Genomic DNA, 12,825 nt, shown 5'->3' on the forward strand with positions numbered 1-12,825 from the left:
GATCTAGAGCGGAGACGGTGGCCCACGCCGGCGCTCGACATCTAACCTGACAGATCCGGAGCAGATAAGAGCGGAGCATGCTCCGCCGAGGCCTTCCCGATGTGCCTGCCAAACCCCAGCGGAGCAAGCTCCGCTGCATGAGATTGCGCCAGCTCAGTACGTCAGCGTCGCCTGCAATGGCACTTCGCTGCTCCAGCGCGCGCGACCACCGAGCCCGTTCAGCTCAACCAGCACCGCCGCGCCAACCACGTCCAGGTCCAGCTTGCGCGCCAGCGCCAATGCGGCCAGCAACGTGCCGCCGGTCGCCAGCACGTCATCGACGATCAACACCCGCGAGCCCGGAGCCAGCACATCGGCATGCATCTCGATACGGTCCGTACCGTATTCCAACGCGTATTCCTGACTGACCGTGCGCCCGGGAAGCTTGCCCGGCTTGCGCACCGGCACGAAACCGCAATCAAGCGCGTGCGCCAACGGCGCCCCCAGGATGAAACCGCGCGACTCGATGCCCAGCACTGCATCCACCAGCGTCTGCCGCCACACCTGCGCCATCGCCTCGATCGCCGCGGCAAACCCAGGGCCATCGGCCAGCAGCGGCGTAATGTCCTTGAACACGATCCCGGGCTTCGGGAAATCGGGCACATCGCGGATCAGCTCGGGCCAGCGCTCTGGCGCAGCGGAAGTCACGCCGTGAAGGGCGTCATTCATGGGAGTTACCGAAGGGCAGTCGCAGGGGGCGGCCATTCTAGGCCCAGCAACGCCCACGAGCGAGCAGCGCCGTTGCTGTTGCTGTTGCTGTTGCTGTTGCTGTTGCTCGTGATTTTGATTTTGCTTTTGCAGTTGCTCTTCGCTTTTCCGGGGCCCCCATCCGCAGCGACGGAGCCAGCGGGAAAAACCCGAAGGGCGACGTGCATGGATGCGCGTCGTTTTCTGCCGCGGCATGGATGCCGCGTCAGAAAATCCCGCTGGCGCAGTGGACCCGTAGCGCAGCGAAGGGCGCGAGGACTGGGGCGTGCTTTCTTTGGGTTACCTTTCTTTGCACGAGCAAAGAAAGGTAACTCGCTCCGAAGGAGCGAAAGCCTTGGCTGTTGAAGTTGCTATTGCTATTGCTGTCACTGCAACGTCAAACCCAACAAACAACGTCCTTGGATCCCCGCGTTCGCGGGGATGACGATAGATAGATACCGGGTACCGGAAAGATGGCGGAAGTCACTGGGTCCCCGCCTTCGCGGGGATGACGGTAGAAAGACGGTCGCAAGCCCCAAAATCCCGACCCACAAAACCAAACCACCCAACCATCAACCAGCCGACTCCCCCACCCCATCCCCAACAGCAGGCCGCTCAAACAACCGCCGCACCAACACAAAGAACATCGGCACCAGGAAGATCGCCAACAACGTGCCCGAGAACATACCGCCGATCACACTGACACCAATCTCGCGCCGGCTGGCCGCACCCGCACCGGTAGACAACGCCAACGGCAGCACACCGGCGACGAACGCCAGCGAAGTCATCACGATCGGCCGCAACCGCAACCGCGCACCTTCCAGCGCCGCCTGCAGCAGCGAAGCTCCCGCACGATGCTGCGCCTCGGCGAACTCCACGATCAGGATCGCGTTCTTGGCCGACAGACCAATCGTGGTCAGCAGGCCCACCTGGAAATAGATGTCGTTGACGAAGCCGACCAGCGTGGTCGCAGTGACCGTACCGACCAGGCCGAGCGGAATCACCAGCATCACCGCCACCGGGATCGACCAACTCTCGTACAGCGCTGCCAGGCACAGGAAGATGAACAGGATCGAGGCCGCATACAGCCAGATCGCCTGATTGCTGGCCATCCGCTCCTGGTAGGACAGACCGCTCCAGGCCAGGTCGAAACCCTTGTACCCGGCCGCCAACGCCTCGATCCGCTTCATCGCCTCGCCGGAGCTGTGCCCGGTCGCCGGCGCACCCTGGATCTGCGCCGCCGCCAGGCCATTGAAGCGCTGCAGCAGCTGCGGACCACGCATCCAGTGGGTCGCGGCAAATGCGGAGAACGGCGCCATCTGCCCTTCGCCGCCGCGCACGTACCACTGCTCGATGTCCTCCGGCAGCGAGCGGTATGGCGCGTCGCCCTGCACGTACACGCGCTTGACCCGGCCACGGTCGATGAAATCGTTGACGTAACGACCGCCCCAGGCGATCGACAACGTGCTGTTGATGTCGCTCTGGGTCAGCCCGAGCGCACGCGCCTGCGCCTGGTCGATATCGACCTGCAACTGCGCCTTGTCGCCCAGCCCGTTGAGCCGTACCGCCGCCAGTTGCGGATCATCGCCGGCCTGCCGCACCAGTTGCTTCTGCGCCCCGTCCAGTGCCGGCCGACCGATCCCGTCGGCGTCGCGCAGCCACACTTCGAAACCGCTGGACTGACCAAGCCCGCGCACCGCCGGTGGCGACAACACATTGATCCTGGCATCGCCGAAACGGCGGAAATAGGCATTGGCACGATCGATGACCGCCTGCGCGGTGCCGTCGCGATTGCGCTCCTTCCAGTCCTTCAGCGCCACGAACGCCTGCCCGGCGTTCTGGCCGACACCGGCCTGGTTGCGGCCGATGATCATGAAGACCACGTTGATGTTGCTGGCTTCCTCGCGCATGAAGTAATCGCTGATGCGCTTGCCGATCGCCTGGGTCTTGGCCAGCGGCGTGCCTTCCGGCGTGGTGAACTGCACCTGCACCTGCGCCTGGTCTTCCACCGGCAGGAAGCCGGTCGGCAACCGCTGGTAGAGCAGCGCCATCACCAGCACCACCAGCACGTACATCACCACCCAGCGGCGCGGTCGTGCCAGCAGCCCGCCAAGCCGTGCCTGATAGGCCGCCTGACTGCGTTCGACCAGACGATTGAAGGCACGGAAGAAACGCCCCTGCGGCCGCTCGCGCTCGACCGGTGCCAGCAGCGTGGCGCACAGCGCCGGCGTCAGGCTCAGCGCCACCAGTGCCGACAACACCATCGCCGACACGATCGTCAGCGAGAACTGGCGATAGATGATCCCGGTGGCACCACCGAACAACGCCATCGGCACGAACACCGCGCCCAGCACCACCGTGATGCCGATCAGCGCACCGGTGATCTGCCCCATCGAGCGCTCGGTGGCCTCGCGCGGCGGCAGATGCTCCTCGTGCATGATCCGCTCGACGTTCTCGACCACCACGATCGCGTCGTCCACCAGCAGACCGATCGCCAATACCATCGCGAACAAGGTCAGCGTGTTGATCGTGAACCCGGCTACCGCCAGCAGGCCGAACGTACCCAGCAGCACCACCGGCACGGTGATCGCCGGGATCAGCGTCGCGCGCCAGTTCTGCAGGAACAGGAACATCACCACCACGACCAGCACGATCGCTTCGATCAGGGTATGCACCACGCCCTCGATCGAGACCCGCACGAACGGCGTACCGTCACGCGGATAGGCCACCTGCACACCATGCGGGAAGCGCGGCTGCATGCGCGCGACCAGCGCCCGCACCGCATCGGAAGTCTTCATCGCGTTGGCGCCGGAGGACAGCGTCAGCGAGAAGCCCGCGGCCGGATGACCATTGAGCCAGGTCCAGCTCTGGTAGTTCTCCGCACCGATCTCGACCCGCGCCACGTCGCGCAGGCGCACCGCCGAGCCATCCGGCTGCGTGCTCAGGATGATGTCTTCGAACTGCTGCGGGGTCTGCAGCCGCGACTGTGCGGTGACAGTGGCGTTGAGCGCCTGCTCCGAGCCCGTCGGCAGCGCGCCCAGCTCGCCGGCGGTGACCTGGGTGTTCTGCGCCTCGATCGCGTCGGTCACGTCCGAGGGCATCAGCTTGAACGCGTTGAGCCGGTGCGGATCCAGCCACACCCGCATCGCGTACTGCGCGCCGAACACGTTGATCTCGCCGACACCATCGATGCGACTGACCGGGTCCTGCAGGTTGCTGGCCAGATAGTCGGACAGGTCCACGCTGTCGAGCGTGTCGGTGGTGTCGTACAGCGCCACCACCATCAGGCTGTCGCCTTGCGACTTGGCCACCGTCACGCCCTGGTCCTGCACCTCCTGCGGCAACCGGTTCAAGGCCTGGTTGACGCTGTTCTGCACCTGCACCTGGGCGATGTCCGGGTCGGCGCGCTGGTCGAAGGTGACGGTGATGCGCGACTGCCCGGACGAGGAGCTGGTCGAAGAGAAATACAGCAGGTGGTCGATGCCCTTGATCTGCTGCTCGATCACCTGGGTGACGCTGTCCTCCACGGTCTGCGCCGAGGCGCCGTTGTAGGTCGCGGTGATGCTGACCGTGGGCGGGGCGATGTCCGGGTACTGCTCGACCGGCAGCGTCGCCACCGAGATCGCCCCGGCAGCCATGATGCAGATCGCCATGACCCAGGCGAAGATCGGGCGACGAATGAAGAAACGCGGCAGCATGGCCGATCAGTCCTTGCCGCTGGAGCCGGCGACTGCGGCCGGCGAGGCGACCTTCACCGGTGCGTCCTCGACCAGACCCTGCATGCCCTCGACGATGAGCTGCTCGCCCGCGGCCAATCCCTCGTCCACCAGCCAGCGGTCGCCGATCGCGCGCCGCGTCTTCAGTTCACGTCGATGTGCCTTGCCGTCCTTTCCGACCACCCAGACCTGGGCCAGACCGCGCGGCGTGCGATCCACCGCCGCCTGCGGCACCAGGATCGCCTGCTCGCGCACGCCCTGCTCGACGATCGCGCGCACGTACATGCCCGGCAGCAGTTGCCGGTCCGGGTTGGGGAACCGTGCACGCAGCGTGACCGTGCCGGTGTCCTCGGCGACGTCGATGTCGGCGAATTCGAGCCGCCCTGACAGCGGGTACTCGGTGCCGTCGGAAAGTTTCAGCTTGACCTCGGTCGAAGCAGGCAGCACGCCGCCGGCGGCGATCTCGCGGCGCAGCGCCAGGTACTGGCTGCCGGACTGGGTCAGGTCCACGTTCATCGGATCCAGCTTCTGGATCTTGGCGATCGCGCTGGTCTGGCTGGCCGTCACCAGCGCACCCGGCGTCACCAGCGAGCGACCGATGCGGCCGTCGATCGGCGCATCCACCGTGGCGAAACGCAGGTTGGTGCGCGCGGTCTGCAGCGCTGCAGCCGCCGCATCGCGGCTCGCGATGGCCTGCCGATACACGGCCTCGGCATCGTCGATGTCCTGCTGCGCGGCCAACTGGCCCTTCCCGAGCAAGCGATAGCGCTCGGCCTTCAGCTTCGCCGTCACCAGCGCAGCCTCGGTGTTGCTCAGGTCGGCCTGGGCCTCATGCGCCGCCGCCTGATACAGCGTCGGCTCGATCTGGAACAGCGGCTGGCCGGCCTTGACCTCGCTGCCTTCCTCGAACAACCGGCGCTGCAGGATGCCGCCCACCTGCGGCCGCACCTCCGACTCCTCCGATGCCGCCGCACGGCCGGCCAGCTCCGTGGTCAGTGTCACCGGCTCGGCATGGACGGTGATGACGGCGACCTGCCTGGGTGCCGTAGCTGGAGCGCTATCGTTGCCATGGCAGGCACCCAACAACCCGACGAGGAACAACACGGACACGACCGGGGCCACCCGGAACGGTGATCGGAGCAGGCGCATGCGGGGAGAGTGAAATTCAGGCCTAATTCCGGACGATTATAGGGAGCGACCAGCCCGCCCATACGTGCCAATGGTTGGGTCTGGCCTGCACGATGCTGCAGTCACCGCTACCCGTTCATCGCCCAGCAACCTCCCGCGCGCTCGATCACCTGCCTCCGACCGTCGCCCCCGCGCATGCCCCGCGAAGGCGGGGGCGGGGACGGGGACCCAGCGACTCAGGCACCATCGCTTCAGGAACTGCACGACAGCATCGAGCAGCCCGCCCGGTCGCGCGCCCACTCCGGCCGTCGCTCGGCGAACGCCTCCCGTCCTGGCTGATCGTCATATGGGTGCCGCATCACTTCCAGCAGTTCGTCGATACCACTCGCATCGCCCTGCCCGGCGCGGTCGATCGCCTGCTGCGCCAGATAATTGCGCAACACGTAGCGCGGGTTGGCCAACCGCATCCGTTCGCGCCGCGCGGCTGCTGTCGTGCCGTCGGCATCCGTGCGTGCGGCGTAACGCGCCAGCCAGTCCTGCAACGCCGGCAATGCCGCCTCGCGCTTTTCAGTCGAATAGAACGCCGGCATCAGCGGCTCTGGCGAAGGCACGTCCGGCGTGACCTCGATCAGCCCGCGGAACGTCAGCGTCATGTCCATCTCGGCCTGCTGCATCAACACCTGCAGCCCGGCCAGCAATTCGAGATCGCCATCGCGGCACGCGGCCAGACCCAGCTTGGCCGCCGCATCGCGACGCTGGCAAGCCAGCCAGGTGACGCGGAAGCGTTCCAGCCCGGCATTGAGCGGCTCTGCTCCGGCGAACAGCGCCGACAGCGCCTGCGCCAGCCGACCCAGGTTCCAGTACGCCACCTGCGGCTGAGCGCCGAAGCGGTAACGCCTGCCCTGCGCATCGGTGGTGTTGGGCGTCCAGTCCGGGTCGTAGTCGTCGACCCAGCCGTATGGGCCATAGTCGATCGTCAGCCCCAGGATCGACATGTTGTCGGTGTTCATCACCCCGTGCACGAACCCGACCCGCATCCAGTGCGCCACCATCTCCGCAGTGCGCTCGCAGACCTGCGCGAACCAGGCCGCATACAGCGCCTCGCCCTCGCCTTGCAGCCCAGGAAAGTCACGGGAAATCGTGAAATCCACCAGCCGTCGCAGCAACGCGGTATCGCCACGCGAGGCCGGCAGCTCGAAACTGCCGAAGCGCACGAACGACGGCGCAACCCGGCACACCACCGCTCCCGGCTCGGCCTGCGGACGGCCGTCGTAGAACATGTCGCGCACCACCGCCTCGCCGGTGCCGACCAGGCTCAGCGCCCGCGTGGTCGGCACACCGAGGTGGTGCATCGCCTCGCTGCACAGGAACTCGCGGATCGAGGAGCGCAGCACCGCACGACCATCGGCACCGCGCGAATACGGCGTGCGCCCTGCCCCCTTCAGCTGCAGCTCGTAGCGCAGCCCGTCGGTGCCGGGCAGCTCGCCCAGCGAAATCGCGCGACCATCGCCCAGTTGCCCGGCCCAGTGCCCGAACTGGTGGCCGCCGTAGTTGGCCGCGAACGGCTGCATGCCGGCATACAGCGCATTGCCACCGAATACCCGCGCGAAGTCCTCGCTGGCCACATCGGCCGCGTCGAACCCCAGCAGTGCGGCAATCTCCGGCGAATGCGCGAGCAGCTTCGGCGCTGCCACCGGCGTCGGCAGCACCGACGACCACAGCGCGCCCTCGACCTGGCGCAGGCGCGGCCCGCTCTCCGGATCGCCCGGCAGCTCGGCAACGAACCGGTTATCGAAAGCCAGCGTCGCCACCACCCTCAACCTGCGCCCAGCAACTCGAATGGCCCGCCCTGCAGCAGCGCCGCCTGATAGGACGGACGCGCTTCGATGCGTTGCAGGAACGCCTTCAGCCGCGGATGGCCGTCCAGCCCGCCACCGCGCGCGGCCGCGGCCTGGACCGGGAAACTCATCTGGATATCGGCCGCAGTGAAGCGCTCGCCGGCAAACCAGCCGCTCTCGCCCAGTTCCCGCTCCATCCAGTCCAGATGCAACCGCAGTTGCGGCCCGACGAAGGTCTGCATCGCCTTGTCGGCGATCGCACGCGCCACCGGGCGGGCGAAGAATGGCATCTTCGCGCTGCGAATGCGGCCGAATACCAGGGCCATCAGCAGCGGCGGCATCGCCGAACCTTCCGCGTAGTGCAGCCAGTACTGGAAGCGCAGCCGCTCGGGCGAGTCGGCCGGACGCGGCGTCGGCGAAAGCACCCGCTCGCTGTCGTAGCGATCGGTCAGATAGCTGATGACCGCGCCGGACTCGGCCAGCACGTGATCGCCGTCGACCACCACCGGCGACTTGCCCAGCGGGTGGATCGCGCGCAGCTCCGGCGGCGCCAGCATCGTCTGCGGATCGCGCGCGTAGCGCACCACCCGATACGGCAGCGCCAGTTCCTCCAGCAACCAGAGCACGCGCTGGGAGCGGGAGTTGTTGAGGTGATGCACAGTGATCATGGCGGTCCAGGCAAACGAAGACGGGCCAAGGATGGTACGCCGGGCAAGGTACGTGCCTGTAACTGTGCGCGCCGGAAAGTGAACGTGTGGGAGGGACTTCAGTTCCGACGCTTCACCGATACCGCCCGTCGGACTGCAACCCTTCCCACAGATCATTGCCCAATGCGGACAACACAAAAGAAAACGCCGGGGATTTGCATCCCCGGCGTTCTGGCTACCTGTCGGTGGCCGGCGCTATTACAGCGCCTGCACCTGATCAGCCTGCATGCCCTTCTGGCCCTGCACGGCGATGAAGCTCACCTTCTGGCCTTCCTGCAGCGACTTGAAGCCGTTGCCCTGGATCGAACGGAAGTGGACGAAAAGGTCCGGGCCGCTTTCCGGGGTGATGAAGCCAAAGCCCTTGGCATCGTTGAACCACTTAACCGTACCGTTCTGACGATCAGACATCTTTACTTGCTCCTGAAACATGTTGGGAAATAATCGCAGCCTCCGGAACTTTCCGGGGCCGAGACTGAGTTGCAGGTGTGGGTAAAGCGGAACGATGGAGCGGATCGGATGATCTGCAGCACCAGGCCACGATTCACGGTGACCCTAGCAAACACAGTGGCGCGCACATTACTAGGGTTTCAAGCAAAAAGCGACCCCCCTGCATTCATCTACGCCCGGGACCCACCCGGATTGCCCGGCAGGATTGGACTCAACCCCGTCCCGGAGGCCGGAAAACCCCGGCGCGACTGAACGAAACCGGCGCCCCGCGCGTATCATGCCGGCCTTTGTTCACAGGCACCCCCATGGCCCTTACCGCCACCATCCGCAAGGCGGAACTGCAGATCAGCGACATGGACAGGGGCTATTACGCCACCCACAACCTGACCCTGGCCCAGCACCCTTCCGAGACCGACGAGCGCCTGATGGTGCGACTGCTGGCATTCGCCCTGTTCGCCCGCGACCGGCTGGAGTTCGGCCGCGGCCTGAGCACCGACGACGAGCCGGACCTGTGGGAACGCGACTACACCGGCGAGATCGCCCTGTGGATCGACCTGGGCCAGCCGGACGAATCGCGCGTACGCAAGGCCTGCAACCGCGCCGCCGAGGTGGTGGTGGTCAACTACGGCGGCAACGCGGCCGAGATGTGGTGGAAGAAGTACGGCTCCGCCCTTGCCCGGTTCGGCAACCTGCGCGTGATCGACATCGATGCGGTTACCGTCGAAGCGCTGGCCCTGCGGATCCAGCGTGGCATGCGCTTCCAGGTGCTGATCCAGGATGACGAGGTGCAGTGGTTCGGCGATGACGGCGAGACCCTGGCCTTCGTCCCCAGCGTGCGCAAGGCCGCCGCTGCATGAGTGAAGCCTGTGACGTGCTGGTCATCGGGGCCGGCGCGGCCGGACTGATGACCGCGCTGACCGCCGGCCAGCGCGGCCGGCGCGTGCAGGTGATCGAGCACGCCAACAAGGTCGGCAAGAAGATCCTGATGTCCGGCGGCGGCCGCTGCAATTTCACCAACACCGGCACCACCCCCGCCAACTTCCTTTCCGCCAACCCGCATTTCTGCAAATCGGCGCTGGCGCGCTTCACACCGGCCGACTTCATCGAGATGGTCGAGCGCCATCGCATCGCCTGGCACGAGAAGGAACTCGGCCAGCTGTTCTGCGATGTCTCATCCAAGCTGATCGTGAAGATGCTGGTCGACGAGTGCCAGGCCGCCGGGGTGCAGATCCGCACCCAGTGCGCCGTCACCGGCATCGAGCCGGGCGCGGACGGCTTCACCGTCGACACCGCCCAAGGCCGGTTCCGCTGCCAATCGCTGGTGGTGGCGAGCGGCGGCCTGTCGATCCCCAGCCTCGGCGCGACCGGGTTCGGCTACGAGATCGCCCGCCGCTTCGGCCACGAACTGCTGCCGACCCGCGCCGGGCTGGTGCCGCTGACCCTGTCGGGCAAGCACCAGGAACGCCTGCAGGATCTTTCCGGGGTCGCGGTGCCGGTCACGGCGAGCTGCAACGGCGCGCAGTTCCGCAACTTCATGCTGCTCACCCACCGTGGCGTCAGCGGCCCGTCGATCCTGCAGATATCCTCGTACTGGCAACCCGGCGACGACCTGCGCCTGGACCTGCTGCCCGGCCTCGACGCCGAACAGTGGCTGCGCACGCAGAAGAAGGAGCGCGGTGCATCCGAGCTGCGCACCGTCCTCGGCGAAGTGCTGCCGCGCCGCTTCGCGCAACGCCTGTGCGAGCTCTGGCTGCCGGACAAGCCGGTGCGCCAGCTCGACGAGCGCGAACTGCGCGCCGCCGCCGATCTGCTGTCGGCATGGCCACTGGTAGCCAGTGGCACCGAGGGCTACCGCACCGCCGAAGTCACCCTCGGCGGCGTCTCCACCGATCACGTGTCGTCCTCGACGATGGAATCACGCCGGGTGCCGGGCCTGTACTTCGTCGGCGAAGTCCTGGACGTCACCGGCTGGCTGGGCGGCTACAACTTCCAGTGGGCCTGGGCTTCGGGCCACGCGGCTGGCGCGGTGGCTTAGAGGCGGGGATTGGGGATTCGGGATTGGGGATTCGCAAAGGCGACATTGCTCCTACATCCCCAATCCCGAATCCCCAATCCCCGCCCCACATGGACGCCACCGCACCCGATCATGTATTAAACCCCCTCTCCGGGAGTCCTGAATGCAGAACGGCAAAGACCTCACCCTCCGCCTGATGATCGTCGATGACAGCGGCGAGAGCGCCGAGGGCATCGTCACTCAGCTGCGCAACAGCGGCATCGCGGTGCGTCCCGCACGACCGCAGAACCCGGAGGAAATGGCGACGATGCTCGGCGCGCAGATCGATCTGGTGCTCGCGGCCCGTTCCCACGCCATCCCGATGCCGGCCCTGCAGCAGCACATCGCGGCCAGCGGCAAGGACGTCCCGTTGATCCTGCTCACCGACCATGTCGACGAGAACGAGTGGGTCGAGGCCGCCGCGCACGGAGTGCGCGCGATCGCGCTGCGCCAGCGCCCCGAACACCTGCTGTCGGTGGTCCGCGCCGAATGGACCGACCTGCGCGCGCGTCGCGACCTGCGCCGGATCGAGGCGCAGATGCGCGAGACCGAGCGCCGCTGCGACGCGTTGATCGCCTCCTCGCGCGACCCGATCGCCTACGTCCACGAAGGCATGCACATCCGCGCCAACGACGCCTACCTGGAGATGTTCGGGTTCGAGTCGTTCGAGGACGTGGAAGGCATCTCGCTGCTGGACATGATCGCCCCGCAGCACGTCGAGGGCTTCAAGCAGTTGCTCAAATCGCTGTCCAAGGGCGAGCCGCCGCCGGTGCAGTACAAGCTCGACGCGCGCACGCTGGAAGGCGAGACCTTCCCGGCGACGATGGAATTCGCCACCGCCACCTACGAGGGCGAGGCCTGCATCCAGGTGGTGTTCCGCCGCCGCGAGGAGTTCGATCCGGAACTGGCACGCGAGGTCGAGGAACTGCGCCAGCGCGACCATGTCACCGGCCTGCTCAATCGCCCCACCTTCATGGTCGCGCTGGAGAACGCGGTGGCGCAGGCCAGCCGTGGCGGCCACCAGTCCGGCTTCCTGCTGATCGAGCCCGACCACTACGCCCGCATCCTGCCGGAGATCGGCCTGGACTCGGCCGACGCGCTGGTCGCGGCGATGGCGGCCCATCTGTCCTCGCTGCTGGAGCCGGGCATCACCGCCGCGCGCTTCGGCGAGAACAGCTTCGCCATCCTGATGGAAGGCGACTACCTGCGCGCCACGACGATGGCCGAGCTGATCCGCGAAACCTTCGCCCAGCACGTCTTCAGCATCGGCGAGCGCTCGGCCACGGTCACCGTCAGCATCGGTGGCGTGCAGATCGGCGAGAAGATCGCCAGCGTCGGACAGGTACTCAGCCGCGCCGCCGAATGCGTGCGCTCCAGCGTCGAACTGGGCGGCAACGGTCTGAACATCTTCGACCCCGGCGCAGTCGATCGCGCCGAGGAAGAACGCATCCAGCGCTGGCTTGAATTGCTGCGCGATGCACTGCGTGGCAACGGCTTCCTGCTGCACTACCAGCCGGTACTCAACCTGCAGGGCGAACCGCTGGAGCTTTACCAGGGCTTCCTGCGACTGGAGCGCCACGGCGAGCAGGTGCCGCCGGCGGTGTTCCTCGGCATTGCCGAAGAGCACGGCCTGATCACCGACATCGACCTGTGGGTGGTGGAACAGGCGATCAAGGCGATCGGCGAACGTCAACGCGCCGGCCACGCCACCCACGTGATGGCACGGATCGGCCCGGAATCGTTCGCCGATCCACGCATGGTCACGCTGATCCGCGAACAACTCGCCGCCCAGCGCGTGCCGGGCGAACGGCTGTGGCTGCAGACGCAGGAATCGAAAGTGTTCACCCATCTGAAGAACGCGCAGCAGTTCCTGGCCGCCGCCTCGGCCCTGGGCTGCAAGGTCGGGCTGGAGCAGTTCGGCTCGGGCCTGGATTCGTTCCAGCTGCTGGCACACTTCCGGCCCGGCTTCCTGCGCCTGGACGGCGGCATCAGCGCCGATGTGGCGACCAGCAAGGAAAGCCAGGACAAGATCCGCGAGATCACCAGCCGCGCAGGCAGCGCAGGCATCATCACGATCACCGAATTCGTCGCCGACGCCGCCTCGATGAGTGTGCTGTTCAGTGCCGGCGTGGACTACGTGCAGGGTGATTTCGTTGCCCCGGCAGGACCGGCGATGAACTTCGAGTTCTGAGCAGGGCCGATGCCCTCGC

General features: G+C 66.7%; 9 protein-coding genes. 3 read left to right on the forward strand and 6 right to left on the reverse strand.

The genetic code is table 11. The annotated features are described in order from the left end of the window. Window positions 1–153 precede the first annotated feature (153 nt). The 6 genes from AC3WJE_RS13600 to AC3WJE_RS13625 all read right to left on the reverse strand — a co-directional run bounded on the left by AC3WJE_RS13600 (window position 154) and on the right by AC3WJE_RS13625 (window position 8,523). Window positions 154–708, reverse strand: a complete 555-nt coding sequence (locus AC3WJE_RS13600; RefSeq protein WP_493731347.1) for an adenine phosphoribosyltransferase — start codon at window positions 706–708, stop codon at window positions 154–156. A 590-nt stretch (window positions 709–1,298) separates the two neighbouring features. Continuing rightward, window positions 1,299–4,421 carry an efflux RND transporter permease subunit gene (locus AC3WJE_RS13605; protein WP_493731402.1) on the reverse strand — a complete coding sequence of 1,041 codons (3,123 nt, stop codon included), beginning with the start codon at window positions 4,419–4,421 and terminating at the stop codon, window positions 1,299–1,301. A gap of 9 nt (window positions 4,422–4,430) precedes the next feature. After that, a complete protein-coding gene (locus tag AC3WJE_RS13610; protein ID WP_493731348.1) occupies window positions 4,431–5,552 on the reverse strand; it encodes an efflux RND transporter periplasmic adaptor subunit in 1,122 nt (373 codons plus the stop codon). Between the two features lie 269 nt (window positions 5,553–5,821). Next, window positions 5,822–7,381 carry a protein adenylyltransferase SelO gene (locus AC3WJE_RS13615; RefSeq protein WP_493731349.1) on the reverse strand — a complete coding sequence of 520 codons (1,560 nt, stop codon included), beginning with the start codon at window positions 7,379–7,381 and terminating at the stop codon, window positions 5,822–5,824. 5 nt (window positions 7,382–7,386) lie between these two features. After that, on the reverse strand, window positions 7,387–8,076 hold the full coding sequence (locus AC3WJE_RS13620; RefSeq protein WP_493731350.1) for a glutathione S-transferase: 690 nt from the start codon (window positions 8,074–8,076) through the stop codon (window positions 7,387–7,389). 237 nt (window positions 8,077–8,313) lie between these two features. Beyond that, window positions 8,314–8,523: a cold-shock protein gene (locus AC3WJE_RS13625; protein WP_493731351.1), complete on the reverse strand. Its 210-nt coding sequence runs from the start codon at window positions 8,521–8,523 to the stop codon at window positions 8,314–8,316. Window positions 8,524–8,867: 344 nt separating this feature from the next. Between AC3WJE_RS13625 and AC3WJE_RS13630 the strand changes: the two genes are divergently transcribed. From AC3WJE_RS13630 to AC3WJE_RS13640, 3 genes are all read left to right on the forward strand, one after another. Further along, a complete protein-coding gene (locus AC3WJE_RS13630) occupies window positions 8,868–9,419 on the forward strand; it encodes a YaeQ family protein (RefSeq protein ID WP_493731352.1) in 552 nt (183 codons plus the stop codon). Continuing rightward, window positions 9,416–10,597 carry a BaiN/RdsA family NAD(P)/FAD-dependent oxidoreductase gene (locus tag AC3WJE_RS13635; protein ID WP_493731353.1) on the forward strand — a complete coding sequence of 394 codons (1,182 nt, stop codon included), beginning with the start codon at window positions 9,416–9,418 and terminating at the stop codon, window positions 10,595–10,597. Before AC3WJE_RS13630 ends, AC3WJE_RS13635 begins: the two co-directional genes overlap by 4 nt. Window positions 10,598–10,739: 142 nt before the next feature. Continuing rightward, entirely contained in the window at window positions 10,740–12,806 is a 2,067-nt protein-coding gene (locus AC3WJE_RS13640; RefSeq protein ID WP_493731354.1) for an EAL domain-containing response regulator, read from the forward strand. Window positions 12,807–12,825: the final 19 nt, after the last annotated feature.

The organism is Pseudomonas sp. GW821-FHT07E12 (assembly GCF_058986605.1).

Excerpts from the sequence above, each read along its gene's own strand:
- AC3WJE_RS13600 (WP_493731347.1), bottom strand. The coding sequence starts at position 708 with ATGAATGACGCCCTTCACGGCGTGACTTCCGCTGCGCCAGAGCGCTGG.
- AC3WJE_RS13620 (WP_493731350.1), bottom strand. The coding sequence starts at position 8,076 with ATGATCACTGTGCATCACCTCAACAACTCCCGCTCCCAGCGCGTGCTC.
- AC3WJE_RS13625 (WP_493731351.1), bottom strand. The coding sequence starts at position 8,523 with ATGTCTGATCGTCAGAACGGTACGGTTAAGTGGTTCAACGATGCCAAG.
- AC3WJE_RS13630 (WP_493731352.1), top strand. The coding sequence starts at position 8,868 with ATGGCCCTTACCGCCACCATCCGCAAGGCGGAACTGCAGATCAGCGAC.
- AC3WJE_RS13635 (WP_493731353.1), top strand. The coding sequence starts at position 9,416 with ATGAGTGAAGCCTGTGACGTGCTGGTCATCGGGGCCGGCGCGGCCGGA.
- AC3WJE_RS13640 (WP_493731354.1), top strand. The coding sequence starts at position 10,740 with ATGCAGAACGGCAAAGACCTCACCCTCCGCCTGATGATCGTCGATGAC.